Source organism: Amycolatopsis sp. NPDC033938 (genome assembly GCF_055575975.1).
This window is the reverse complement of sequence record NZ_JBVIRO010000011.1, coordinates 190,198-215,988: the sequence shown is the minus strand read 5'-3', so window position 1 is coordinate 215,988 and position 25,791 is coordinate 190,198. Positions and strand designations below refer to the sequence as shown.

22 protein-coding genes are annotated in these 25,791 nt (G+C 68.4%); 12 read left to right on the top strand and 10 right to left on the bottom strand.

The genetic code is table 11. The annotated features are described in order from the left end of the window. On the top strand, nt 1-690 hold the full coding sequence (locus ACZ5ZX_RS26360) for a FadR/GntR family transcriptional regulator (protein WP_465504650.1): 690 nt from the start codon (nt 1-3) through the stop codon (nt 688-690). 73 nt (nt 691-763) lie between these two features. Here ACZ5ZX_RS26360 and map read toward each other — a convergent pair whose 3' ends face one another. From map to dxr, 6 genes are all read right to left on the bottom strand, one after another. Next, nucleotides 764-1,621: a type I methionyl aminopeptidase gene (gene map, locus ACZ5ZX_RS26355; RefSeq protein ID WP_465504649.1), complete on the bottom strand. Its 858-nt coding sequence runs from the start codon at nt 1,619-1,621 to the stop codon at nt 764-766. Nucleotides 1,622-1,644: 23 nt separating this feature from the next. Continuing rightward, complete coding sequence (locus tag ACZ5ZX_RS26350; protein WP_465504648.1) at nt 1,645-3,450, bottom strand: penicillin-binding transpeptidase domain-containing protein; 1,806 nt, start codon at nt 3,448-3,450, stop codon at nt 1,645-1,647. A gap of 50 nt (nt 3,451-3,500) precedes the next feature. After that, nucleotides 3,501-4,355 carry a GNAT family N-acetyltransferase gene (locus tag ACZ5ZX_RS26345; protein WP_465504647.1) on the bottom strand — a complete coding sequence of 285 codons (855 nt, stop codon included), beginning with the start codon at nt 4,353-4,355 and terminating at the stop codon, nt 3,501-3,503. A 154-nt stretch (nt 4,356-4,509) separates the two neighbouring features. Then, nucleotides 4,510-5,661: a flavodoxin-dependent (E)-4-hydroxy-3-methylbut-2-enyl-diphosphate synthase gene (gene ispG, locus ACZ5ZX_RS26340; RefSeq protein ID WP_465504646.1), complete on the bottom strand. Its 1,152-nt coding sequence runs from the start codon at nt 5,659-5,661 to the stop codon at nt 4,510-4,512. Between the two features lie 118 nt (nt 5,662-5,779). After that, nucleotides 5,780-7,021, bottom strand: a complete 1,242-nt coding sequence (locus ACZ5ZX_RS26335; RefSeq protein ID WP_465504645.1) for a M50 family metallopeptidase — start codon at nt 7,019-7,021, stop codon at nt 5,780-5,782. A 3-nt stretch (nt 7,022-7,024) separates the two neighbouring features. Then, nucleotides 7,025-8,230, bottom strand: coding sequence for a 1-deoxy-D-xylulose-5-phosphate reductoisomerase (gene dxr, locus ACZ5ZX_RS26330; protein ID WP_465504644.1), 1,206 nt, complete (start codon nt 8,228-8,230; stop codon nt 7,025-7,027). Nucleotides 8,231-8,325: 95 nt separating this feature from the next. Between dxr and ACZ5ZX_RS26325 the strand changes: the two genes are divergently transcribed. Next, nucleotides 8,326-8,595 carry a DUF2631 domain-containing protein gene (locus ACZ5ZX_RS26325; protein WP_465504643.1) on the top strand — a complete coding sequence of 90 codons (270 nt, stop codon included), beginning with the start codon at nt 8,326-8,328 and terminating at the stop codon, nt 8,593-8,595. 13 nt (nt 8,596-8,608) lie between these two features. Here ACZ5ZX_RS26325 and ACZ5ZX_RS26320 read toward each other — a convergent pair whose 3' ends face one another. Next, on the bottom strand, nt 8,609-9,211 hold the full coding sequence (locus ACZ5ZX_RS26320) for a hypothetical protein (RefSeq protein ID WP_465504642.1): 603 nt from the start codon (nt 9,209-9,211) through the stop codon (nt 8,609-8,611). A 273-nt stretch (nt 9,212-9,484) separates the two neighbouring features. Here ACZ5ZX_RS26320 and ACZ5ZX_RS26315 point away from each other — a divergent pair, with 273 nt between their 5' ends. The 4 genes from ACZ5ZX_RS26315 to pdxR all read left to right on the top strand — a co-directional run bounded on the left by ACZ5ZX_RS26315 (nt 9,485) and on the right by pdxR (nt 17,169). Next, the gene (locus tag ACZ5ZX_RS26315) at nt 9,485-10,159 is read left to right on the top strand and encodes a peptidylprolyl isomerase (protein ID WP_465504641.1); all 675 of its coding nucleotides are present in this window, start codon (nt 9,485-9,487) and stop codon (nt 10,157-10,159) included. A 704-nt stretch (nt 10,160-10,863) separates the two neighbouring features. Further along, nucleotides 10,864-11,970 (top strand): acyltransferase family protein, encoded by a 1,107-nt coding sequence (locus ACZ5ZX_RS26310; protein WP_465504640.1) that lies wholly within the window; start codon nt 10,864-10,866, stop codon nt 11,968-11,970. Between the two features lie 141 nt (nt 11,971-12,111). Beyond that, nucleotides 12,112-15,720 (top strand): methionine synthase, encoded by a 3,609-nt coding sequence (gene metH / locus ACZ5ZX_RS26305; RefSeq protein ID WP_465504639.1) that lies wholly within the window; start codon nt 12,112-12,114, stop codon nt 15,718-15,720. A gap of 12 nt (nt 15,721-15,732) precedes the next feature. Then, nucleotides 15,733-17,169, top strand: coding sequence for a MocR-like pyridoxine biosynthesis transcription factor PdxR (gene pdxR, locus ACZ5ZX_RS26300; RefSeq protein ID WP_465504638.1), 1,437 nt, complete (start codon nt 15,733-15,735; stop codon nt 17,167-17,169). Between the two features lie 13 nt (nt 17,170-17,182). Here the strand turns inward: pdxR and ACZ5ZX_RS26295 are convergent, their stop codons facing one another. Continuing rightward, on the bottom strand, nt 17,183-17,911 hold the full coding sequence (locus ACZ5ZX_RS26295) for an alpha/beta fold hydrolase (protein ID WP_465504637.1): 729 nt from the start codon (nt 17,909-17,911) through the stop codon (nt 17,183-17,185). Between the two features lie 49 nt (nt 17,912-17,960). Between ACZ5ZX_RS26295 and ACZ5ZX_RS26290 the strand changes: the two genes are divergently transcribed. Continuing rightward, nucleotides 17,961-19,211 (top strand): cytochrome P450, encoded by a 1,251-nt coding sequence (locus ACZ5ZX_RS26290; RefSeq protein WP_465504636.1) that lies wholly within the window; start codon nt 17,961-17,963, stop codon nt 19,209-19,211. A gap of 54 nt (nt 19,212-19,265) precedes the next feature. On the opposite strand, the gene ACZ5ZX_RS26285 is transcribed toward ACZ5ZX_RS26290, so the two are convergent. After that, nucleotides 19,266-20,723, bottom strand: coding sequence for an MFS transporter (locus tag ACZ5ZX_RS26285; RefSeq protein ID WP_465504635.1), 1,458 nt, complete (start codon nt 20,721-20,723; stop codon nt 19,266-19,268). 86 nt (nt 20,724-20,809) lie between these two features. Here ACZ5ZX_RS26285 and ACZ5ZX_RS26280 point away from each other — a divergent pair, with 86 nt between their 5' ends. After that, the gene (locus ACZ5ZX_RS26280; RefSeq protein WP_465504634.1) at nt 20,810-21,196 is read left to right on the top strand and encodes a MarR family winged helix-turn-helix transcriptional regulator; all 387 of its coding nucleotides are present in this window, start codon (nt 20,810-20,812) and stop codon (nt 21,194-21,196) included. Between the two features lie 282 nt (nt 21,197-21,478). Here ACZ5ZX_RS26280 and ACZ5ZX_RS26275 read toward each other — a convergent pair whose 3' ends face one another. Next, on the bottom strand, nt 21,479-22,375 hold the full coding sequence (locus ACZ5ZX_RS26275) for an LLM class flavin-dependent oxidoreductase (RefSeq protein ID WP_465504722.1): 897 nt from the start codon (nt 22,373-22,375) through the stop codon (nt 21,479-21,481). Nucleotides 22,376-22,513: 138 nt separating this feature from the next. Here ACZ5ZX_RS26275 and ACZ5ZX_RS26270 point away from each other — a divergent pair, with 138 nt between their 5' ends. The 4 genes from ACZ5ZX_RS26270 (at nt 22,514) to ACZ5ZX_RS26255 (ending at nt 25,760) form a co-directional block, all read left to right on the top strand. Continuing rightward, the gene (locus ACZ5ZX_RS26270) at nt 22,514-22,942 is read left to right on the top strand and encodes a hypothetical protein (protein WP_465504633.1); all 429 of its coding nucleotides are present in this window, start codon (nt 22,514-22,516) and stop codon (nt 22,940-22,942) included. Next, the gene (locus ACZ5ZX_RS26265; protein WP_061984426.1) at nt 22,936-23,151 is read left to right on the top strand and encodes a helix-turn-helix transcriptional regulator; all 216 of its coding nucleotides are present in this window, start codon (nt 22,936-22,938) and stop codon (nt 23,149-23,151) included. The genes ACZ5ZX_RS26270 and ACZ5ZX_RS26265 overlap by 7 nt, the downstream gene beginning before the upstream one ends. A 13-nt stretch (nt 23,152-23,164) precedes the next feature. Then, nucleotides 23,165-24,127: an NAD(P)-dependent alcohol dehydrogenase gene (locus tag ACZ5ZX_RS26260; protein ID WP_465504632.1), complete on the top strand. Its 963-nt coding sequence runs from the start codon at nt 23,165-23,167 to the stop codon at nt 24,125-24,127. A gap of 97 nt (nt 24,128-24,224) precedes the next feature. After that, nucleotides 24,225-25,760, top strand: coding sequence for an alkaline phosphatase D family protein (locus ACZ5ZX_RS26255; protein ID WP_465504631.1), 1,536 nt, complete (start codon nt 24,225-24,227; stop codon nt 25,758-25,760). The last annotated feature ends 31 nt before the right edge of the window (nt 25,761-25,791 follow it).

The window sequence follows — 25,791 nt, the reverse complement described above, 5'->3', positions numbered from 1 at the left end:
GTGCCATTGGCCACCACGCGCCGTGCCGGCCTGGTAGATCAGGTCATCGAGCAGCTGCGTGACGCCGTCACGCAGGGAGAATGGCCCATCGGGCAGCGGATTCCGACCGAACCGGAGCTGGCGGGACAGCTCGGGGTCGGGCGCAACACCGTCCGGGAGGCCGTCCGCGCGCTCGCGCATACGGGACTGCTCGAGGTCCGGCAGGGCGACGGCACCTACGTGCGGGCGACGAGCGAGGTCTCGGGCGCGATCCGGCGGTTGTGCGGTTCGGAGCTGCGCGAGGTACTGCAGGTGCGGCGCATCCTCGAGGTCGAAGGCGCCCGGCTCGCGGCCGTGTCGCGGACCGAAGAGGAGGTGACCGCTCTCCGGTCGCTGCTCGAACGCCGCAACGAAGAGCTGCGGGAGCGCCGTTGGGAGGAATTCGCCCGGCTCGACGCGGAATTCCACTTCGCCGTCGTCCAAAGTGGACATAACACGCTGCTGACCGAGATGTACCGCGGGCTCACCGAGGTGATCACGGCCAGCGTGGCCGCGACGTCGAACGTGACGCCGGGGCGCGAGTACCTGCCGGAGATCGGCCACGAGGGGCTCGCCGAGGCCATCGCCGACGGCGACGCCGACCGGGCGGCCACCGAGGCGTGCGGTTTCCTGGACGAACTGCTGGCCCGGGTGGAGCGAGACGAGGACTGACGAGGAGCGCGTGAAGGCCCCCTTCCCTCGGCTGAGCCGAGGGAAGGGGGCCTTCACGCGCAAGCCGCAAGACCTACGGCAGGGTGAGGATCTCCGCGCCGTCCTCGGTGACCACGAGGGTGTGCTCGAACTGGGCGGTCCACTTCTTGTCCTTGGTGGTGACGGTCCAGTCGTCGGCCCAGATGTCGTAGTCGATGGTGCCGAGGGTGATCATCGGCTCGATCGTGAAGGTCATGCCCTGCTCGATGATCGTGTCGACCGACGGCTCCTCGTAGTGCAGGACGGTCGGCGCGGTGTGGAACGCCGGCCCGACGCCGTGGCCGGTGAAGTCACGCACGACGCCGTACCCGAACCGCTTCGCGTACGACTCGATGACCCGGCCGATGACGTTGAGCTGCCTGCCCGGCCGGACGGCCTTGATGGCGCGCATGGTCGCCTCACGCGTGCGCTCGACCAGCAGCCGCGCCTCCTCGGAGACGTCACCCGCCAGGAACGTCGCGTTGGTGTCGCCGTGGACGCCGCCGATGAACGCGGTGACGTCGATGTTGCAGATGTCGCCGTCCTCGATCACCGTCGAGTCCGGGATGCCGTGGCAGATCACCTCGTTGAGCGAGGTGCAGCACGACTTCGGGAAGGCGCGGTAGCCCAGTGTCGACGGGTAGGCGTGGTTGTCCAGCAGGAACTCGTGGATCACCTTGTCGATGTCGTCCGTGGTCGCGCCCGGTTTGACAGCCTTGCCGCCCTCCTCGAGCGCCTGCGCCGCGATCCGGCCCGCGACGCGCATCGCCTCGATCACCTCGGGCGTGCGGACCCCGTTGCCCGTGTCGCGTTTCGGCGCCGGCCTGTCGACGTACTCGGGGCGGGCGATGCTGGCGGGGACGAGTCGCCTCGGCGTCTGGACGCCGGGCTTCAAGGGGGAACGAACGGACATGAGCCCAGCCTACGACCTGCTCGCTAGCCGAGTCCCGTCAGGAAGCGCTGCGCCGCTTCGACCGCCGGTTTGGACGTCCCGCCGTCGGTGACCAGTACCGCGAACGCCAGGTCACCGGTGTAGCCGACGAACCAGCCGTGCGCATGCGTCCCGTCGCCGAACTGGGCGGTCCCGGTCTTGCCCCGGACTTCGGGCAGCGGCTTGAGCAGTGTCGCCGTGCCGTCGGTGACGACCTCGCGCATCATCCCGCGGACGGCGTCGAGCACCTCCGGCCGGATCGGCTTTCCCAGGCCGGACGACGTCGCGGCCATCCCCCGCACCAGCGTCGGCACCGGGACCTTCCCGGACTGGACCGTCGCGGCGGCGACCGCCAGCCCGAACGGGCTCGTCACGACGGTCCCCTGGCCGAAGCCGTTTTCGGCGCGCTGCGCGACGGTGTTCGCGGGCGGCACCGAGCCGGTGATCGTGGTCACGCCGGGGATGACGAAGTCGGCCCCGATGCCGAGGTCCCGCGCCGCGTCGGTCAGCGCCGCGGGCGGGAGGTCCGTCGCGAGCTTCGCGAACGTCGTGTTGCACGAATGCGCGAACGCCTTCGACAGCGAGATGACGCCGAGGGCGAATTTGCCCTCGTTCGGCACTGTCCGGTTCTCGAAGGTGGCCGTGCCAGGGCAGTCGACCGGGCTGCCCGGCTGCACCACGCCCGCGGACAACGCCGCGACGGCGGTGGCGACCTTGAACGTGGAACCCGGCGGGAACCGGCCGCTGAGCGAGATCGCGCCCTGCGCGTCGGCCGGGGCGTTCTGTGCCACGGCGAGGAGTTCGCCGGTCGACGGCTGGATCGCGACCAGCGCGGAGGCCGTCGGGAGCGGGGCGAGCGCCCGCTCCGCCGACCCCTGTGTCTTCACACTGAGCGTGCTCACCACCGCGGGTGCCGGTTTGGGCTGTTCGTTGTGCAGATCGATGATCTCGCCGCCGCTCACGTCGAGCGTGACGACGCGCCAGCCCGCCGCACCGTCCACCTGGTCCTCGACGAGCGAGCGGACGGCGGGCAGCACCTGCTTGCCGGAGTTCTTGTCGTCGGGCAGCAGCCTGTCCTGCTGGCTGAACCGGACGCCGGGCAGGTCGTAGATCTCGGGTTTCACCTGCTGGTAGTCGTTCGCCCGCAGGATCATCACCGGATAACCGGCTCCGGGCTTGACCGCTTTCACCCCGTCGCGAATGGATTGCCCGGTCACCGAAGGTTCGAAGCGATTGAGCGCGGCGCCGAGCTTGTCGGAGACCGCGACAAGATCCCCGGCCTTCGCCGGGTCGAGGACCACGCTGACGACGGTCTGCGGGCGCAGCAACGGCAGTCCGTCGCGATCGAGGACCGGGGCGAGATCCGGCGGCTCGGACTTCAGCGCGATGGTCTGCTGCGCGGCCAGTTGCGGGTGAAGCGCCGTCGGCAGCCACCGCACCTTCCAACCGTCCTGAGTGGAATGCACCTGGGCGTCGGCCTGGTAGGTCCAGACCCGGCCGCGGGGGAGGTTCCAGGTGAGCTCGTAGGTCGCCGTCCCGTCGTCCGCGCCGGACGCGTGCTGGACATTCTTGGCCGCGACCTTGATCGACTCGGGGGAAAGCGCTCTCCGCGCCATCTCCAGCGACGACCGCGCGGCGTCCGGCGAATCGGTGAAGAAGGCCGCGGCCGCGGTGTCACCGGAGGCGAGGCCGTCGAGGAAGCCGGTGATGGCGTCTTCGGGGCCGGAATCGGCGAACAGGCCGCAGCCGGCGGCGGCCAGGCCGACCACTCCCGCGAGCATGACGACGGAGACACGACGACCTGCTGGCATGCACCGGATCCTGCCAGCCCCGCCGGTTTCCGACCGGACGAAACGCCGACTCAGAAAAGAACCGTCGCGTACTGCCCGACCTGCTGGAAGCCGATCTTGCGATAGGCGGCGAGCGCCGGGCCGTTGTAGGCGTTGACGTACAGGCTCGCGGTGCGGTTCATCCCGCGGACGAGCCTGGTCACCACGGACGCCGTCCCGGCCGTGCCGAGACCGCCGCCGCGTCGTTCCGGATGCACCCAGACACCCTGGATCTGGCCGACCGTCGAAGACATCGCGCCGATCTCGGCCTTGAAGACGACCTCACCGTCCTCGAACCGCGCGAACGCGCGACCGGCGGCGATCAGTTCCGCCACCCTGGCGCGATAACCGGCGCCGCCGTCACCGTTGCGGGGGTCGACCCCGACCTCTTCGATGAACATGGCGATCGCGGAGGGAAGGTATCGGTCGAGTTCTTCCGGGCGCACCGGGCGGACCAGCGGATCCGAGGCCACGGCCGGGATCCCGTCGAGCGCCATCAGCGGCTGGTCGTGCCGGACTTCGCGGGCGGGGCCCCATTCCGGCTCGAGTTCGTCCCACAGCCCGAGGACCTGTTCGGCCGGGCCCACCAGCGAGGAGCAGCTGCGCTGGCGGCGCAGGGCGCGATCGGCGAAGGACCGCAACGCGGAGGCGTTGCCGCGCAAGGGGATCAGATTCGGCCCGGAAAAGCACAGGCCTTGGAGCCTGCCGGCGCGAACCGGACGGGAATCGGCCGCCCAGAGCTCACCACCGAGCCGCCAGGGGTCGAGACCCGCCGTCTCCACCCTGGCACTGACCATGCAGCTGCTGACCGGGTCTGCGGCGAGCGCGGCACGGACCGCCGGATAGTCCCGATCATCGAGCAGCCGTGCACCTGCAAGCCGCAACACCACTCCAGAGTGCCAGATGAGCGGCTTAAACGGAACGCAAGCTTTACGACACGCTGAGAGAACCTTGGCTGGTGGAGGCCCCCATGCGCCAGGAAAGGTCCTTTCCTCGCAAATTTTGCGAGGAAAGGACCTTTCCTTGCGTGGTCTCGACCACTCAGCCGACGCTGACGATGGGCTCCCCCTCGCCGATCGTCTGGCCCGACTCCTCGGCGATGCGCATGGCCTCTTCGATCAGCGTCTCGACGATGGCGTGCTCGGGCACGGTCTTGATGACCTCGCCCTTGACGAAGATCTGGCCCTTGCCGTTGCCCGACGCGACACCGAGGTCGGCCTCGCGCGCTTCACCGGGGCCGTTGACGACGCAGCCCATGACCGCGACGCGCAGCGGGACCTCCATGCCCTCCAGCCCGGCGGTCACCTGCTCGGCGAGCGTGTAGACGTCCACCTGCGCGCGGCCGCACGACGGGCAGGACACGATCTCGAGCTTGCGCTCCTTGAGGTTGAGCGACTGCAGGATCTGGATCCCGACCTTGACCTCTTCCACCGGGGGCGCCGAGAGCGACACCCGGATGGTGTCCCCGATGCCCTGCCGCAGCAGCGCGCCGAAGGCCACGGCCGACTTGATGGTGCCCTGGAACGCTGGGCCGGCCTCGGTGACACCGAGGTGCAGCGGGTAGTCGCACTGCTCGGCCAGGATCTCGTACGCGCGCACCATGACCACCGGGTCGTTGTGCTTCACGGAGATCTTGACGTCGTGGAAGTCGTGCTCGGCGAACAGCGACGCCTCCCACAACGCCGACTCCGCCAGCGCCTCCGGGGTCGCCTTGCCGTACTTGTCCATGATCCGCTTGTCCAGCGAACCCGCGTTGACCCCGATCCGGATCGGCGTGCCGTGGTCCTTCGCCGCCCGCGCGATCTCTTTGACCTGGTCGTCGAACTTGCGGATGTTGCCCGGGTTCACCCGGACCGCCGCACAACCGGCCTCGATCGCGGCGAAGACGTACTTCGGCTGGAAGTGGATGTCGGCGATCACCGGGATCTGCGACTTCTTCGCGATCGCGGGCAACGCTTCGGCGTCGTCCGCCGACGGGCACGCGACGCGGACGATGTCACAACCCGCGGCGGTCAGCTCGGCGATCTGCTGCAGCGTCGCGTTGACGTCGGAGGTGAGCGTGGTCGTCATCGACTGCACCGAAATCGGGTGCTCGCTACCGACGCCGACCGGCCCGACCTGCAGCTGTCGGGTCTTGCGACGCTCGGAGAGGACGGGAGGGGGAAGCGCTGGCATACCAAGAGCGACAGTCACGCCTTCAAGCGTACCTACCCCGATCGGCGGACACGCACGACGTCAGCCGTCACGGTGAGCAGCATTACCTGGGCAGCCCAACGGTACTGACAGCGCGCTCCGTAATCGACGGCCGCCGTCACTGGAACAGCTTGACCGGGTTCACGATGTCGGCGGTGACGGTGAGCAGAGTGACCGCGCCGCCGATGAAGACGAGCACCATCGTGACCGCGGAAAGCTTCGTGTAGTCGACCGGACCACCCGCCGCCTTGCCCCGCATCTTCCGGAACCAGTCCCGGACCCGCTCGTACCAGACGACCGCGATATGCCCGCCGTCGAGCGGGAGCAGCGGCAGCAGGTTGAACACACCGATGAAGAAGTTCAGGCTCGCCAGCAGGAGGACGAAGATCTCCCACAGGCCGCGCTCGGCGGCCTCGCCACCGATCCGGCTGGCGCCGACCACGCTGACCGGGGTGTTCGGGTCGCGCTCGCCACCGAAGATGGAATCCACCACAGCGGGGATCCGCGAGGGGAACTCGATCAGCCGCTTGGCGGTCTCCGAGAACATCGTGCCGGTGAAGCTGAGGGTGCCGCCGATGGCGTCGACCGGGCCGTAGGTCAGCAGTGCCGGTGCGGTGTTCTGGACCGGCGAGGCACCGATCATGCCGACGTCCTTGACCGTGGTCTTGTTGGTGCCGTCGGCGACCAGCCGCTGCACCCTCGGCACGTCGACGGTCAGATCGATCCGCTGCCCGTTGCGCTCGACCACGAACGGTGTCGGGCCACTCGCGACCTGGACGGCCGCGAGCATTTCGCGCCAGGTCTTGATCGGTTTGCCCGCGACGGAAACCACCTTGTCGCCTGCCTGCAGGCCGGCGGTCTTCGCCGGCGTCGGGGCGCCGGGCGGGCAGGACGTGTCGTTGAGCTGTTCCATGGTCGTCGCGGCGCGGGCGCACGACGTGGCGCTGATCACGGCCTCGGTGGGGGCGGCCTGCGCGGCCGGGTTCGGCAGGCCCATGGTCACGGCCATCAAGTAGAGGATGATGAAACCGAGGATGAAGTGCATCGCCGAGCCCGCCGACATGACGACGGTGCGCTTCCAGGTCTTGAAGCGCCACATCGCGCGCTTCGACTCGTCCGGGGTGACCTCGTCGAGCGCGGTCATCCCCGCGATGTCGCAGAAGCCGCCGAGCGGGATCCACTTGAGACCGTATTCGGTCTCGCCACGCCGGAAGGAGAAGATCGTCGGCCCGAAGCCGATGAAGTAGCGCCGGACCTTCATGCCGAAGGCCTTGGCCGCCCACATGTGACCGGCCTCGTGCAGCGCGACCGACAGGCAGATGCCCAGCGCGAACAGCACGATCCCGAGAATGAAGACCACGCGCTACTTCCCCTTACCGATCAGCGCACCGGCACGCGCGCGAGCCCAGCGCTCGGCAGCAAGTACGTCATCCACGTCGCGAGGTTCGCGACGCCATTCGTCGGCGGCTTCCACCACCTGGGCAATAGTGTCCACAATCGAGGTGAAGCCGGTGTTCTGTGCCAGGAAAGCGGCGACCAATTCCTCGTTCGCCGCGTTGTACACCGCCGGGACGCAGCCACCGACGGTCCCGGCGTGCCTGGCCAGCTCGACGGCGGGGAACGCCTCGTTGTCGAGCGGCTCGAAAGTCCAGCTCGCGGGCTTGTCCCAGACACACGCGGCCGCGGCGCCGGGGACGCGGTCCGGCCAGTGCAGGGCCAGCGCGATCGGCAGCCGCATGTCCGGCGGGCTGGCCTGGGCGATCGTGGAGCCGTCCACGAAGGTCACCATCGAGTGAATGATCGACTGCGGGTGGACGACCACGTCGATGCGGTCGGTCTCGATGTCGAAGAGGAGCTTCGCCTCGATCAGTTCCAGGCCCTTGTTGACGAGGGTGGACGAGTTGATCGTGATGAGCGGCCCCATCGACCAGGTCGGATGCGCCATGGCCTGCTCGACGGTGACGTCGGCCAGCTCGGCGCGCTTGCGGCCACGGAACGGCCCACCGGAGGCGGTGAGGACCAGCCTGGCGACCTCGGCCTCACGACCGGCACGCAGGGCCTGGGCGATCGCCGAATGCTCGGAGTCGACCGGGACGATCTGGCCGGGCTTGGCCGCGGCCAGCACGAGCGGCCCGCCCGCGATCAGTGACTCCTTGTTGGCGAGCGCCAACGTGGCACCGGTGGCGAGCGCGCGCAGGGTCGGCGGGAGCCCCTGTGATCCGGGGAGCGCGTTGAGGACGACGTCGACCGGGGTGGTGTCGATCATCTCGATGACCGCGTCGGCCCCGGCGAAGATGCGCGGGAGCTTGAAGTCGCCGCTGGAGTAGCCGCGTTTCTGTGCCTCGGCGTACAGCGCGAGCTGCAGGTCTTCCACGGCCGTCGGCCTGCTGATGGCCACGGCGTCGACCTGGTGCGCCAGGGCCTGCGCGGCCAGCGCGGCGGGGTCGGAGCCGCCCGCGGCGATCCCGGCGACCCGGAACAGCTCCGGGTTACGGGCCGCGACGTCGAGGGCCTGGGCGCCGACCGAACCGGTCGAACCGAGCACGAGCACACTTCGCGAGGTAGTCATCGGGTGTCATTGTCGCGCGGGCCCCGTCGGGCGCGTGCAGCCAGGTGTGGGATCATTCGCGAGCAAGCGAACCATCGGGTTTTGAGGAGTTGATCGTGGCGAGCAAGGCGGTCGAAAAGCGCGGCCGGGTGGGCGTCGACACCGTTGACCCCCGCGACGAGCCGTCGGCCGAGTGGGGCTGGCACGGTTCCTTCCCGAAGGCGACGCGGGTCGCGGGCTGGCTGACCGCGATCATCCTGCTGGTGATGCTGTACGGCAACCACCACGGCTGGACCGAGAACCTGTGGCTGATCGGCCTGTCGCTGACGGTCATGTTCGCGCTGGTGCTGGACATCCGCAAGCGGCGCACGGCCTGGCGCAAGTAGGTCCGACGCGGCTTCAGCGGCCCCCGCTCTCCTTCGAGGACGGGGGCCAATTGCCGTCCTGGGCCCAAAGTTCGTTGACGATCACGACGGCGTCGGGCGCCTCGACCCCGTAGCGGTGACGGTACTTCGGCGCCGGTCGCTGCACCGCCGCCGCGACGTCCCCGATGGAGGCGGCCTTCCACGAGTCGTTCGGGTAGAACTGGCGCATCACCGCGAGGAACTTTCCGGTCGCCCAGACCGGGTCGGTCCGCTGCGCGAAGGAACCCCAGCTCGCACGCTGCTGGAAGAGCCCGACCGAGTCGCCCATCCCGCCGTCGAGGTTGGCGATACTCGATTCGACGATGACCGTGGCGATCGCGATGGCCGCGGCGTGGTCGTCGAGGCCCGCTCTCCGGACGGATTCCACGACGACTCTGGCGCACGAAGTGTTGTAGGGGTTCATGTAGCCACGCATCTTGGTGCCGAGTTGCTGGTTGAGCGCTTTGGCGGTGTCGCCGTCGTCTGCCGACGGGCCTGCCTGGACGCAGGGCAGGGCGACGTGGTCGACCTGGTCGGGCCGGATCTCGGTGGGCGGGAGCAGGACGAGCGTGAGGGCGAGGCAAGCGGCGGTGATCATTGGGCTCCGTTGGTCGTGAGTGGCGATTCGGGTTCTAGCCCGAATCGCCGGTCACGACCACCTGGACCGATGGCTCACGGCTACCCTCACCCGCACGAAGTACAGGAAGGTCCTCCCGTCGGGGCGTTGTGGCGATCGCCGAGGTCGTGAAGGCCTCCTTCACTACCTTCAGGGTAGGCAAGGAGGCCTTCACGGACCGACCACGCGGCAGGTCCAGCGCGACCCGCGTGAAGCGCTACCCGATGACCACCCTTTTGGGTTAAGTTCCCCCTCATGAAGCTGCGCTGGGGTGTCACCGCTGTCGTTTCCGCACTCGCCGCCGTCCTGCTGCCCGGCGTGGCCACCGCCGCGCCCGCCCCGGCGTCTCTGCCGATCGTGCGTTGCGAGTTCACGCCGACGCCGGAAAACCCCGCGGCCCGCCCGGTCCTGCGCCCGCTCCCCTTCGCCTTGACCCGCGGCACCGTGGACGTCACGTTCCGCTTCAACTACGGCCCGGTGACCGTGCGCCTGAACCGTGCGGGCGCCGCTCCGTGCGCCGTCCACAACCTGGCGAGCCTGGCGCTGCAGCGCTTCTACGACCACAGCCAGTGCTGGCGGCTGACGAACTCCGCGCGCCTCGGCGTCCTGCAGTGCGGCGACATCTACGAAGCCGAAAAGGGCGGACCGGGCTACAAGTTCCCGGACGAGGTCGACGGCACCGAGACCTACGAACGCGGCACCATCGCCATGGGCAACCAGGGGCCGGGAACCAACGGCAGCGAGTTCTTCATCGTGCACTCGTTCGCGAACATCCCGAAGAACTACTCGGTGATGGGCAAGGTCGTGCGGGGCATGGAGGTGCTGGACCGGATCGTGGCGAACGGGATCATCCCGACGGATCCGAACGGGCCCGCGGATGGGCTGCCCGCTAAGCCGGTGAAGATCCAGAAGGCGACCGTGGGTTTCTGATCTGGAACTGGAGTTGAGTGGCCGACGGTAGAGCGTCGAGTGGCGGTGGTCGTGAGTGGCGATTCGGGTTAGAGCGAACCCTCTCTTAGGTACCTACTCGTGTCCTGCGGCCTTGCTGACGTGAGGTACATGATGGCCCCCTTCCTTGCGCTAGGCGCGGGGAAGGGGGCCATCATGTACTGGGGAAGGTGTGAAGGTCGAGTTTCCTCGGCTGAGCCGAGGGAAGGGGTCCTTCACGCGCAGCTGTTGTGTCTGGTGGTGCTGCTGAGGCTCGTGATGGTCGTCCGCGACGGGTGAGGGGAACTTTGAGGGACTCTGGGTCCCTCAAGGAGTCCTTCACGGCCCGGCCGTCACCGGACCCACCCGCCGCAGGTACCTAAAACACCCTTGGCCAGAACCCGAAACGCCACTCACGACCCCGGCCTCGCGAATTCAGGACCACGCCGTTGCCGAAATCCGGTAACGGCACCACCCGACGCTTCCGTTTGGCGACCAGGGCACGCTTCCCGTCACATCAAGCCGTTCCCGCGAACTCGCTTTAGGCACATCGAGTGCCACACATCCGGGTAGTTCGCAAATCTCCAACAGGCATGGTCGATCGACACCGGCGAATCCATAGCCCCCTCACAGGTACCAGAAATTCACCCTTTAGAGTGGCGTGTCCTTGCCGGTCAGCAGCCGGTGACGTTCCTGGGGGTCCAGTGATGATGACTCATGAGCAGTATCTCGCCACAAAGAGATTTCCGGCCCTCGACGGCCTGCGCGCGATCGCCGCTCTCCTCGTGGTGGTGTACCACTACGGAGGGCCGACCTGGGCCATGGCCAACGGGTGGATCGGCGTACACCTGTTCTTCGTCCTGTCCGGCTTCCTGATCACCACGCTGGCCCTCCGCGAAGAGGACCGAAACGGCAAGATCTCGCTCGCCGACTTCTATATCCGTCGCGCGTTCCGCATTCTCCCGGTGTATTTCGCCGTGCTAGCCATCGTCGTGGTGTTCACGTACTTGCGTGGCCAGTACACCTCGAGCGGGCTTTCCAATGCGATGCCGTACTTCCTGACCTTCACGAACGAATTCGCGCAAAACGGAACATTCGGTCAGTCGTGGACGCTGGGTGTCGAGCAGAAGTTCTACCTCGTGTGGCCGTTCCTGGCCTTCGGCATCGCCGCATTGAGCTTCCCGAAACGACTGGGCCTGGCGATCGGCCTGAGCGCGCTGATGATCGCGCTGATCCCGGTGGTGCCGTACGCCGGTGCCTATTCGCCGATCCTCATCGGCTGCGCTCTCGCCATCGGTCTCCACCACCGCAAGGGTTTCGCGATCCTGCGCGTCTTCACCCACCCCATCGCCGGCTTCGTGCTGCTGGTGGCGCTCGTCGTACTCCAGACCCACGTCACGGACGTGGAAGCCTTCCTCCAGGACGGCGGCACGGTCGGCGGCACCACCTACGCCGTACTGGTCGCCTTGTTCATCACCTCGCTGATTCCGCGCGGCCCGATCGCCTGGCTGTTCTCGACACCGCCGATGCGGTTCATCGGCGAACGGTCGTACTCGGTGTATCTCCTGCAAGGGGTCGCCGCGTCGGTGGTCATGCTGTCGATTCCCCAGCTGGGTACCCACCGGACACTGACCGCGCTCGCCGTGACCGTCGTCGCCCTCATCGTTTCCGACGTCCTGTACCGCTGGGTCGAGGTGCCGATGATCGACGTCGGCCGCAAGGTGGTCACCTGGCGCAGGACCCGCGGTCGCGGCGAGCCCGAGCCGTCGAATCCCACAGTCCGGGAGGCCGAACCCGTTCTGGCCAGCGGCTGAGCAATTCCCGCGAAGGCCCTTGTGTGAGTCCGGTAAGCTCGTCGCCAAGGTCGAGAGGCGCTGCAACGGACCACGGGTCCGCCACGCTCGGCCCCGGACTTCATCGCAAGGGCGCCTCCCACCACATGGGAGGAGCGCTGGATGGAAACGACCGCCCTGCGAAAGCTGCTGGATGAGCGCATCGTCGTGCTCGACGGCGCGTGGGGGTCGATGCTCCAGAACGCCGGTCTCAAACCCGAGGATTACCGCACCGCGCGGTTCCAGGATCACCCCCGCGACATCACCGGCGACCCCGACCTGCTGAACATCACCCGGCCGGACGTCGTGCGCGACATCCACCGCCAGTATCTCGACGCCGGCGCGGACATCACGACCACGAACACGTTCACCGCCACCACGATCGGCCAGGCGGATTACGGGCTCGAGGATCTCGCGTACGAGATGAACCTCCGCGGCGCCCAGATCGCGCGTGAGGCCGCGGACGCGGCGGGCGGGAAGTTCGTCGCCGGGTCGGTCGGGCCGCTGAACGTCACGTTGTCGCTGTCGCCCAAGGTCGAGGATCCCGCGTTCCGCGCGGTGACCTTCGACGAGGTGTACGCCGCGTATGCCGACCAGATCAAGGCGCTCGCCGAGGGCGGCGTCGATCTGCTGCTGATCGAGACGATCTTCGACACGCTCAACTGCAAGGCCGCGATCTCCGCCGCGCGCGACGTCGCGCCGCATCTGCCGCTGTGGATCTCGGTCACGATCGTCGACCTGAGCGGCCGGACGCTGTCCGGGCAGACGGTCGAGGCGTTCTGGAGTTCCATCGAGCACGCGGAACCGTTGCTGGTCGGCGTCAACTGTTCGCTGGGCGCCGAGGAAATGCGCCCGCACATCGCCGAATTGTCCCGCCTGGCTGGGACCTACACCGCTTGCCACCCCAACGCGGGTCTGCCGAACGCCTTCGGTGGCTACGACCAGACGCCCGAGGAGACCGGCGGGCTGCTCGGCGACTTCGCCACGGCGGGGATGGTCAACGTCGTCGGCGGCTGCTGCGGTACGACTCCCGCACACATCAAGGAGATCGCCGACGCCGTACGCGGGATGGCGCCGCGGGTGGTCCCGCAGCCGCGGCCGAGTACCCGGTTCAGCGGGCTCGAGCCGTTCGAAATCGGCAAGGACACCGGGTTCGTCATGATCGGCGAGCGGACCAACGTCACCGGATCCGCCAAGTTCCGCAAGCTGATCGAGGCCGACGATCATCAGGCCGCCGTCGACGTCGCACTGGAGCAGGTCCGAGGCGGGGCGAACCTGCTGGACGTCAACATGGACGCCGACCTGCTCGACAGCGAAAAGGCGATGACCACGTTCCTCAACCTCATCGCCACCGAACCCGAGGTCGCGCGGCTGCCGATCATGATCGACAGCTCGCGCTGGACGGTGCTCGAAGCCGGGCTGAAGTGCGTGCAGGGCAAGGGTGTCGTCAACTCCATCAGCCTCAAGGAAGGCGAGGAGCAGTTCCTCCAGCAGGCCCGGCGCATCCGCGACTACGGCGCGGGCGTGGTCGTGATGGCCTTCGACGAACAAGGCCAGGCCGACACGGCCGACCGCAAGGTCGAGATCTGCGGGCGTGCCTATGACCTTCTGACGCAGAAGGCCGGTTTCGCCGCCGAGGACATCATCTTCGACCCGAACGTGCTCGCGGTCGCGACCGGCATCTCCGAGCACAACGGGTACGCCAAGGCGTTCATCGACGCGCTGCCCCGGATCAAGGAACGCTGCCCCGGGGTGCGCATCAGCGGCGGTATCTCGAACCTCTCGTTCTCCTTCCGCGGCAACAACGTCGTACGCGAGGCGATGCACTCGGCCTTCCTCCTGTACGCGGTGCGCGCGGGACTGGACATGGGCATCGTCAACGCCGGCCAGCTCGCGGTCTACGAGGACATCCCCAAGGATCTGCTGGAACTGGTCGAGGACGTGCTCTTCGACCGCCGCGAGGACGCCACCGACAGGCTGGTCACGTTCGCGGAAACGGTCAACGGCAAGGGAACCCAGCGGGTCGTCGACCTTTCCTGGCGGGAGAAGCCGGTCGCGGAGCGGCTCAGCCACGCGCTGGTGCACGGCATCGTCGACTTCATCGAGGAGGACACCGAGGAGGCGCGGCAGCTGCTGCCGAAGCCGCTCGAGGTCATCGAAGGTCCCTTGATGGACGGCATGAAGATCGTCGGGGACCTGTTCGGTTCCGGCAAGATGTTCCTGCCGCAGGTGGTCAAGAGCGCGCGTGTGATGAAACGGTCGGTGGCCTACCTCGAACCGTTCATGGAGGCCGAGAAGGAGAAGGCTCGCCTCGAAGGCCGCGTCGAAACCCGCCAGGGCAACGGAAAGGTCGTCCTGGCGACGGTCAAGGGCGACGTGCACGACATCGGCAAGAACATCGTCGGCGTGGTACTCGGCTGCAACAACTACGAGGTGATCGACCTCGGCGTGATGGTCCAGGCGTCGGTCATCCTCGACACCGCCGTCGCCGAGGGCGCCGACGCCATCGGACTTTCCGGCCTGATCACGCCGTCGCTCGACGAGATGGTCAACGTCGCCACCGAAATGCAGCGGCGCGGACTGAAACTGCCGCTGCTGATCGGCGGCGCGACCACGTCACGCCAGCACACCGCGGTCCGTATCGCGCCCGCGTACGAAAGCACGACGGTGCACGTCCTGGACGCCTCGCGCGTCGTAGGCGTGGTCGGTGACCTGCTCGACGCGGACCGCGCCGAGATCCTCGACAAGAACAACCGCGAGGACCAGGAGAAGCTGCGGGAGCAGCACGCGAACAAACAGCGGACGCCGCTGCTCACGGTCGAGCAGGCGAGGGCCAACCCGGAGAAGGTCTCGTTCGACGAGATCCCGACGCCCGCCTTCACCGGTGTCCGGTACGTCTCGCCGACCCTCACCGAGCTGCGCGAGATGGTCGACTGGACCTTCCTGTTCCTGGCATGGGAGCTGAAGGGCAAGTACCCGGCGATCCTCGAGAACCCGGTGGCGCGGGAGCTGTTCGACGACGCGAACACCCTGATGGACCAGATCATCGCCGAGGAACGGTTCCAGGCCAAGGGCGCGTACGCCTTCTGGCCCGCGCACTCCGAGGGCGACGACATCATCCTGGAGTCGGGCGTCAAGTTCCCGATGCTGCGCCAGCAGACGAAGAAGCCACTGTCCCGGCCGAACCGGTGTCTGGCGGACTACATCGCCCCGGCGGGCGCGGGCGACCACCTCGGTGGTTTCGCGGTCACCATCCTCGGCGCCGAGGACTTCGCCGCCGAGTTCGAGGCGAAGCAGGACGATTACCGCGCGATCATGGTGAAGGCCCTCGCGGACAGGCTCGCCGAGGCGTTCGCCGAGTACATCCACCTCAAGGCGCGGCGGGACTGGTTCGAGCCGGACGCCCAGCCGAAGCTGGAGGATCTGCACGCCGAGAAGTTCCGCGGTATCCGTCCCGCGCTCGGCTACCCGGCGAGCCCGGATCACAGCGAGAAGCAGGAGCTGTTCGACCTGCTCGACTCCGACCGTCTCGGGATGTCGCTGACCGAATCGTTCGCGATGACACCGGCGGCGAGTGTCAGCGGCCTGATCTTCGCCCACCCCGACTCGCGGTACTTCACCGTCGGACGGCTGGGCAAGGACCAGGTCGAGGACTACGCCGCCCGGCGAGGCCTCGAACTGTCCACTATGGAGCAATGGCTGCGCCCGAACCTCGCCTACGAGCCCGAGTGACACAATGATCAGGTGACTGCCGAGGGCTCGGACTTCCTGCAGCTGGACATCGGGGACGCACCACCGGGGCGCCGGTCGGACTGGCTGGCGTCGCGGCTGCGGCACGCCATCTCCGACGGCCGCCTGCCGGTCGGCAGCAGGCTGCCCGCGACCAGGGCGCTGGCCGCGGACCTGCGGGTTTCCCGCGGCGTGGTCACCGAGGCCTACCAGCGCCTGGTCGAGGACGGCCACGTCGCCGGGCGTGGCCGGGCGGGCACGGTCGTCGTCGCCGCGCCCGCGCGGACGAAGGAACAAGCGACGCCCGGACCGCCAGCGGCGGGCACGATCTTCCAGCCCGCCCCGGGGATCGGCGTCTTCGACTCGCTGCGGTCGACCCCGGCGAGGATCGACCTGTCCCCCGGCGTACCGGATCTGACGGCGTTCCCGAGGACGGCTTGGCTGCGCGCGGAACGCACCGTGCTCAACGACCTTTCGGCGGCCGCCTTCGGCTACGGCGATCCGCGGGGCGCGCCCGCGCTGCGGCTGGCCATCGCGCACTGGATCGCGCGCACCCGGGGCATCACCGCGGACGCCGACGACGTCCTGATCGTCGCCGGGGTCGCGCAAGGCCTCGGACTGCTGGCACAGGTGCTGTGCGACAACGGGATCTCCGAGATCGCCGTCGAGGATCCGAGTTCGCTGGGCGCGCGGCAGCATCTGCACGACCGGCGGCTGGCGACGCCGCCGATCCGCGTCGACGACGAGGGCATCGACGTCGCCGAGCTCGTCCGCAGCGGCGCGCCCGCCGTGCTGCTCACGCCCGCGCACCAGTTCCCGACCGGCGTGGTGCTCGGCGGGGAACGCCGTCGCGAGCTCATGCGCTGGGCCGCGGACGGCGGGCTGATCATCGAGGACGACTACGACGCCGAGCACCGCTACGACCGCCCGCCGGTTCCCGCGCTGCGCTCGATGCTCGCCGAACAGGTCTGTTACGCGGGCAGCGTGTCGAAGTGGCTCGCGCCCGCGCTCCGGGTGGGCTGGATGCTGGTGCCGCCGCGCTACCGGGACGAGGTGGTCGCGGCCAAACGGTTCGCCGACCTCGGCAACGCCGTCCTCCCGCAGCTGGTGCTCGCGCATCTCATGGAGTCCGGCGAGATGGAGCGGCAGCTGCGGTTCGTGCGCAAACGGCACCGGAGGCGGCGGGACGCGATGATCGACGCGCTCCGGACGCATCTCCCGGACGCCGTCGTGCACGGCGCGGCCGCCGGGCTGCACCTGACGATCACCTTCGACGGCGAGTTCTCCGACCTCGACTTCGCCGCCGCAGCGCTGGAGGAGGGCGTGAAGGTGCAGCCGCTGTCGTGGCACTGCCAGCGGCCGATGAATCCCGGACTCGTCCTCGGCTACGGGGCGAGCCCGGCGAGCGACATCGCCGAAGGCATCGCCGTCCTGGGCCGCATCCGGCGCTAAAGACTCCCCGCGTTCAGAGGACGAATTGCCGGAGGAAGGCCAGCAGCACGGCGGGGTCTTCGACATGGGCGTTGTGGCCCAGCCCGGGAAGCTCCGCTGAAGCCGGGCTGAGGGCGCGAAGCTGGTCCACACTGCTCATCGGGTCGTGTGTCCCGGCGGCGAGGGCGACCGGGCAACGCGCCGCGCCGAGCAGGCCGGGCATGTCGGGCGCGCCGACGGCGAACGCGCGAGGGTCCAGGGTCAGCCGCCACCCGCCTTCGGTTTCGACGATGCCGTCGGGGTCCGCTTCGGCCAGCCCGGTCAGGCCGGCGATCTTGAGAAACGCTCGTTCGGCGTCCTCACGGGTCAGGAACACCCTGGGCGGTTTCGCCGCCATGTCGGCGGCCTTGGCGAGATCGGACTCGCTCCATTCGACCTTGACCCCGATCGCGAGCATCCCGTCGATCCGGAGCCCGAACCAGCCACTGGCCAGCGCGAGCCCGACCACTCCGCCAAGGGAGTGACCGATCACCAGCAGCGGACCGCGTTCCGGGAGCGCGTCGGCGACCGCCCCGGCGAGGCTGCCGAAGGAATAGTGCGCCAACCGCGGTGAGGCGCCGTGCCCTGGCAGATCGGGTGCCAGCCAGCGGTAGCCGGGCTGCAGCATCAGGCCGTCCCACACCGCGCCCGTCGCGCCGAGGCCATGCAGCAGCAGGACGGCGGGGCCGTCGGTTCCGGCGGTGCGCATCTTCAGTGTCTCCACAACCACTGATCTTTCCCCAGCCACCCGGCCGCGAGCTAGTCTCGGGGTCGTGATCACCGATCCGGACACCTACACCCGGGGCGTTCCGTACGAGCACCTCGCGTCGCTGCGCCGGGGGTCACCGGTGGTGCGCGTGGACGATTTCTGGGCCGTACTGCGGCATTCGGACGTCAAATACGTGCTGAGGAACCCACAACTGTTCTCCTCGTACCTCGGCGGGACGCAGATCCGGGATCCGGCGACCGGACCGGACCTCGAGTACGTCCGCCGGATGATGCTGAACATGGATCCGCCGGAGCACGCCCGGCTGCGTGGCCTGCTCACCAAGGCGTTCACCCCGCGCGCGGTCGGCAGGCTGACCGCGCGGATCCACGGCTGGGCAAGGGAGCTGATCACCGCGGTCGCCGCGGACGGCCGATGCGACTTCGCCGCCGTCGCGGCCGATCTCCCGCTGCTGACGCTCGCCGAGGTCTTCGGGATCCCCGAACAGGACCGGCGGCTGATGTACGACTGGAGCAATCGCGTGATCGGCTACCAGGACGCCGACTACGCGGTGAGCGCGACCGTCGAGGCGGACCAGGTCACCGATCTCGCGCGGGAGGCGCTGGCCGTGCGACCGGTTCCGGGGCCGGACGGCGCGATGCCCGATCCGCGCACCCGCGCCGGGATGCCGGACCTCTACGCCTACGCCACCGCGCTCGGCGAGTACAAACGGCGTCACCCCGGCGACGACGTGATGAGCAATCTCATGAGCCACGTCGACGACGGCGGACGGGTGTCGATCGCGGAGTTCGAGAACCTGTTCTGGCTCTTTTCCGTGGCGGGCAACGAAACGCTGCGCAACGGCATTCCCGGCGGGATGCTCGCGCTGCTGTCGCATCCGGAGCAGTACCAGCGGCTGTTGGCCGACCGCTCGCTGCTTCCCGGTGCGGTGGAAGAGATGTTGCGCTGGTGGACGCCGGTCATGCACTTTCGCCGGACCGCGACCGAGGACGTCCGGCTGTCCGATGTGGACATCCGGGCTGGGGACAAGGTCGTCGTCTGGTTCTCCGCCGCGAACCGCGATGAGGCCGTTTTCCAGGATCCGGACCGTTTCGACATCGGCCGTACGCCCAACGACCATCTGACCTTCGGGCACGGCCCGCATTTCTGCCTCGGCGCCCAGCTCGCGAGGGTGCAGCTGCGGGCGATGTTCGAAGCGGTACTGGACCTGCTCGGCGAGGTGGAGCTCGCCGGTACTCCGGTGCGGTTGCGGTCGAACTTCCAGAACGGGCTGAAGTCCTTGCCGATCCGCTGGTAGCGATGAGCCCCTTCCCGCGCCCCCGAGCGCGGGAAGGGGCCGATCACCCCTCGATCATTCGGCCGCGGCGAACTCCGGCTCGGCGACGGCGGAGCGGGCTTCGGCCTTGCGCAGGCCGATGACTCCGGACAGCGCCACCAGGAGGCTGATCACGGCGATACCGGTGACGACGGTCAGCGCGGGCGCCAAACCGTTCAGCAGTGCGGCCGGGCCGGTCGCCCCACCCGAGTTGCCGGTCAGGACGGCGGTCACCACGGCGAGGCCGATCGCGCCGCCGACCTGGATCGACGTGTTCAGCAGACCGCCGGCGAGACCCTGCTCGTCATCGGAGATGCCGTTGGTCGCCTGGATGTTCAGCGAGGAGAACGCCAGCATGAAGCCGAGACCCAGCAGGAGCATGCTCGGCAGTACCGAACCGGCGTAGCTGGAGCTCTCGTCGATCCGCAGGAACAGCGCGTAGCCGATGACGTGGGCGACGACGCCGGCGAGGATCGTGCGCGGGGTGCCGAGGCGGTCGATCAGCGGCTCGATCCTGGGTGAACCGAAGGCCACGATCAGCGCGGCCGGCAGGAAGCCGAGCGCGGTCTGGAGCGCGGACCAGCCCAGCACGGTCTGCAGGTACAGCATGACGACGAACTGGAAACCGATGTAGGCGCCGAAGAACGTCGCGCCACCGAGGTTGGCGCGGGCCAGCGGACCCGAGCGCAGGATGCCGAGGCGGAGGAGCGGGTGCTTGCTGCGCTTCTCGATGAACACGAAGGTGGCCAGCAGGGCGAGCGCGAGCGCGAACGAGATCAGCGTCCGCGGCGCGGCCCAGCCGATTTCCGGCGCCTCGACCACGGCGAAGACCAGCAGGAGCGAACCGGCGGCACCGGTGATCGCACCGGGGAAGTCATAGCCGCCACCGGTCTGCGGCTGGTAGGACGGGATCAGCTTGATCGCGGCGGCCAACGCGGCCAGCGCGATCGGCACCGGCAGCAGGAACGTCCAGCGCCAGCCGACCTGGGTGAGCAGTCCGGAGAAGACGAGGCCCGCGGAGTAACCACTGGCACCGAACACGGCGAAAATGCTGATCGCGCGGTTACGGGCGGGGCCTTCGTGGAAGGTCGTGGTGATGATCGACAGCGCCGCGGGCGCGGTGAACGCGGCCGCGAGACCCTTGATGAAGCGGGTGGCGATCAGCAGCGCGCCGTCGTCGACGAGGCCGCCGAGCAAGGAAGCGACCGCGAAGACCGCGACGGCGACCAGGAAGACCCGGCGCCTGCCGAGCAGGTCGGCGGTGCGCCCGCCGAGGAGCAGCAGCCCGCCGTAGCCGAGCACGTAGGCGCTGATGATCCACTGCAAGGCACCGGTGGAGAGGCCGAGTTCGGCCTGGATGGACGGGAGGGCGACGGCGACCATCGACACGTCGAGCGCGTCGAGGCCCACGACGACGGACACAGTGAGCAGGACACCCCAGAGGCGCGCGTCCCACCTTGTCGAGCTGGTGGACAGCTGCACGGAAGAACTCATGATCCGTACACTACATGCACGCGCATCTAATGCAAGTGCATTTAATGTCTTTGCATAAAATTCATGTGCATGCTATATTGGGCCGCGTGAGCGACGTCGCCGAGCAAGACCTGCTGCAGGAGTGGCACGCCCTGTCCGCGCGGCATGCGGCGGTCTTCGGTCTGCTCGAGTGCCGTCTCCAGGAGCGCCACGGCCTCGGCGTCACCGAGTTCGAAGCCCTGGAACGCCTGGTGACCTGCGTCGTCGGCAAGTGCCGCGCGGCGGATCTGACCGAGGTCGTGCACCTGAGCCAGAGCGCCACGTCGCGACTCGTCGCCCGCCTCGAACGGGAAGGGCTCGTCCAGCGCGCGCTCTGCGAGTCGGACAGGCGCGGGATCTTCGTCGTCGTGACAGACGAAGGGCGCCGCCGCTACGAAGAGGCGAAGCCGACCCATCGCTCGACTCTCGAAGAGACCCTCGCCGTCGACGCCTGATCCCCACGAGTCCGTGAAGGCCTCCTTCCCTGCGCTCAAGGTCAGGGTGGCGGCGAAGTCGAGACCTTGCCATAGGTCCGGTTTCGGAGGAAGGCCGTGAGTGGCATTCGGGTGAGGGCCACTCGTGTCCAGACACCTATTCGGACGCCACGCGTGATCAGACAGAGGGCACGCGTGATTGAACGGAGAGCACGCGTGTCCAGCCGGACAACTCATGCGCCGTCCATCCAGCCACGCGAAACCACCCACTCGGCCCAGGCCTTCACGGACCGTCCACTGTGGTCAGTCGCGGGCGAGTGCCTCACGGACCGCCGGGACGATCTCGTTTCCCCAGCGGCCGAGCGCGGAGTCGGTGGACGTGCCGTCGTCGACCGGGAAGTAGATGAACCCGGCCGCGGCGTGGTCCCGCACCGCCGAGGTGAGCTCCTCCACCCATTGCGCCACCGAACCGCCGACCCAGCGGCCGTCGTCGTCCCGCGTGGCGGCCAGCGGGTTTTCCGTTATCCGGCCAGGGAAGTTGTAGATGGTCGCGATCTCGCCCGGGTCCCGGCCCGCCTCGACGGCAGCCTTGTCGATGATCGGGCGGGATTCCGCGAACCGGGGGCTCAGCCAGTCCGCCGCGTGGCCGGGGAGCCAGCCGTCCGCCAGTTTTCCCGTCACCGCGAGGGATTTGGGCCCGACCGCGCCGGTCCAGACCGGCGGAGCCGCCGCGGCGGCAGGCTCCAGGCCGGTGACGGAATAGAACTCGCCCTCGAAGGTCACCGGCGCTCCCCCGCCGGAAAGCGCCTTGACCAGGGTGATCGCCTCGGCCATCGCACGGACGGCCTCCCCCGGAGTCCGGTGCGGGACACCGAGTTTCTCGATCTCCCGCCAGAGCCCGCCCGCGCCGATACCGAACGCGACCCGGCCACCCGACAGCACCGAAAGCGAGGTGAGCGTCCTCGCCAGCATCGGCGCGGGGCGGCTCGGCAGATTGGTGACGTTGACCGCGGCCGTGACGTTCGACGTCCTGCCGAGGATCACGCCCAGTGCCGCGTAGGCGTCCAGCCGGTCCGCGAAGTACGGGTGGTCGGACAGGCTGACCACGTCGAGCCCGGCGCGATCCGCCTGTTCCGCGTGCCGCAGGAGCTCGTCCACCTCACCGACGCCGATCTCCAGCCCGAATCCGAACAGTGTCATCATCACTCCCCAAGTTCGTAGTACGTACTATTCATATCACGAACTAATTGCCCGTGTCGAGGTAAAGAATATTTGACACGGTGTCTAAATATCTTTACTTTGAGCAGGTCAGCTCGATCCGAACCGAGAGAAGACGACGTGGCACTGGAAGAAAAACGCGCGTGGATCATGGCCGTGGTCACGATCCTCGCCTACGCGGTCTACCTGGTCGTCATCCTCGGCCGTCCGGATTCCGGCCCGCTCGTCGACGTCGCCTACGTGGCGCCGTTGCTGTGGACGGTCGGCGCGGCCATCGTGGCCTCGATCGTGCTGCATATCGCCGCGTCGCTGCTTTCACCGGAGGACGCGGGCCGCAAAGACCAGCGAGACCGCGAGATCGGCCGGTTCGGCGAGCACATCGGACAGTCGTTCGTCGTGATCGGTGCTGTCGCGGCACTGGTCATGGCGATGGCCGAACTCGACCACTTCTGGATCGCCAACGCCGTGTACCTCGCCTTCGTCCTCTCGTCCCTGCTCGGTTCGATCGCGAAGATCGCCGCGTACCGCCGGGGATTCCAGACATGGTGAAACCGACCAAGGTCACGAACTCCATCCGCGCCCTGCGGTTCGCCACCGGCGAGATGACGCAGGCAGAACTCGCGGACCGGATCGGCGTCACCCGCCAGACGGTCATCGCCATCGAACAGGGCCGCTACTCGCCGTCCCTGGAGATGGCCTTCCAGATCGCCAGGGTGTTCGGCGTCGGGCTCGACGACGTTTTCCAGTACCCAGACTAGAAAAGAGGCCGCCGTGAAGGCGATCGTCCAGAACGAGTACGGCACGACAGCTGTCCTGGCGTTGAACGACCTGCCGGAACCCGAAGCCGGACCGGACGGCGTGGTCGTCCGGGTACGCGCGGCAGGCGTCGATCCCGGCGTCTGGCACCTCATGACAGGAACCCCGTACCTCGTGCGGCTGATGGGATTCGGGGTCCGCAGACCGAAAGCACGTGTCCGCGGGCTGGACTTCGCCGGGATCGTGCACACGGTCGGCGAGAACGTCACCGCGTTCCAGCCTGGCGACGAGGTTTTCGGCACCTGCCAGGGTTCCTTCGCGGAGTACGCACTGACCACAGTGGACAAGATCGCCCGCAAACCCGGGCGGCTCGGATTCGAAGAGGCCGCGGCCGTCCCGATTTCCGCGTTCACCGCACTCCAGGCACTTCGCGACAGAGGCGGCGTCCAGCCCCGGCAGAAGGTCCTCGTCATCGGCGCGGGCGGCGGCGTGGGCACCTACGCCGTGCAGATCGCCAAGGCGTTCGGCGCGGAGGTGGACGGCGTTTGCGGCCCCGGCAAGGTGGACCTGGTCCGCTCGCTCGGCGCGGACACCGTCTTCGACTACACCCGCGAAGACATCACCGGAAGCTACGACCTCATCCTCGACACCGCCGGGAATCGGCCGCTGAGTTCGTTGAGGAAATCCCTTACCCCGCGCGGAACCCTCGTGATCGTCGGCGGTGAAGGCGAGGGGAAATGGATCGGACCGGTCGGCCGTAACCTGCGGGCGCTGCTCATCGGCCCGTTCGTGAAGCACCGGCTCCGCGGCCTGTTCTCCACCGAGAATCACGAGGATCTCGAAGCGCTGCGTGCGCTCATCGAGGAGGAGAAACTGACCCCGGTCGTCGATCGGACTTACCCGCTCGTCGACGTTCCCGAAGCCATCCGCTACGTGAGCGAAGGCCACGCGCGCGGCAAGGTCGTCATCACCGTCTGAACTCGGCCGACAAGAGTTCGCCCGCGTGTTCACCGCCGGCCATCTCGGCGGTGTTCGGTGTCGGAGAGCGATCCGCCGAACGCCGAGGAGACCACCGATGTCCGTCAACCGCCGGGACCTGTTACGAGGCGCCGCCACCGCCGGTGCGCTGGGGCTGGCCTGGCCGTTGAGCTCGCGGATGACCGTCGCGCAGGCGGAGGAGGCCGCCGCGCGACTGGGCGCGAGCTGGGACGAAGCGCCCTTCACCCTGGGCGTCGCGTCCGGCGACCCGGTCCCGTACGGCATCGTGCTCTGGACGCGGCTCGCGCCGAAACCGATGGAGTTCGAGCAGCCGCTGGACGACACCGTCGAGGTCGGCTGGGAGCTCGCCACCGACCGCGGTTTCCGCCGCCGGGTGGCGAGCGGGACCGTGGCGGCCACCGCGGGGCTCGGGCACAGCGTGCACGTCCCGGTGTCCGGGCTGGAGCCCGGTTCGCAGTACTACTACCGCTTCCACGCGCTCGGCAAGGTCAGCCGGATCGGCCGGACCCGGACCGCCCCGGTCGGGCCGGTCCGGCGGGTGCGGTTCGCGTCGGCGAACTGCCAGGCCTTCCACGACGGGTTCTACGCGGCGCATGCCGGGATCGCGCGGGAGGACCTCGACTTCGTCGTCCACCTCGGTGACTACATCTACGAGCACGGTCAGGTCGGCGGGAACCCGCTGCGCGATCACGAAGGCCCCGAGGTGCTGACCCTGCCCTCGTACCGGCGGCGGCACGCCCTCTACAAATCCGATCCCTCGCTGCGGGACGCCCACGCGGCCCACCCGTGGTTCATCACCTGGGACGACCACGAGGTGGCCAACGACTACAGCGGCACCACGCCGTCGCTGCGGGCGCGGCGATCGGCGGCGTACCAGGCCTGGTTCGAGCACCTGCCGGTGCGGCCGGACCACCCCTCGACGCCGAGGATCCACCGGCAGCGCCACTGGGGCGACCTGCTCGATCTGTCCATTTTGGACCTCCGGCAGTACCGGTCGGCACAGAATCTGCCCGACGGCACGATCCTCGGCGCGGACCAGAAGGCGTGGCTCAAGGACCAGGTGACCGGGGCAGGCGAGGCGTGGCATTGCTGGGTGAACTCGATCATGCTGAGCCAACTGGCGAAGCCGGGCGGCGGCTACATGTTCACCGACCAATGGGACGGCTTCCTCGCCGAACGCGAGGAGGTGCTGACCCATGTGGCCCACAGCGGTCTCGAAGACTTCGTGGTGATCACCGGCGACTGGCATTCCGCGTTCGTCGACGACATCCGCCCCGACTTCGCGGATCCGGCCACGCCGGTGATCGGGACCGAGTTCACCGCGCATTCGGTCTCCTCCGGTGCCTACTCCCCCGAATGGAACGCCACGAACGGGCCGAAACTGGGCGCGGCGAACCCGCACCTCAAGTACTTCGAAGGCAACCGGTACGGCTACGACGTCTACGAGGTCACCCCACGCCGCTGGAGTACCCACATGCGGGTGATCGGCGACAGGCGCGACCCGCGTTCACCGGTGAGCACCCTGACCACCTTCCACGTCGACCGCGGCAGGCCGGGGTCCTATGAGGACCGGGCGACGATCACGTCTCCGGCGCACTATCGGCGGCACTAGGCCAAAAGAGTAGACAGGGAACTCAGAAGAG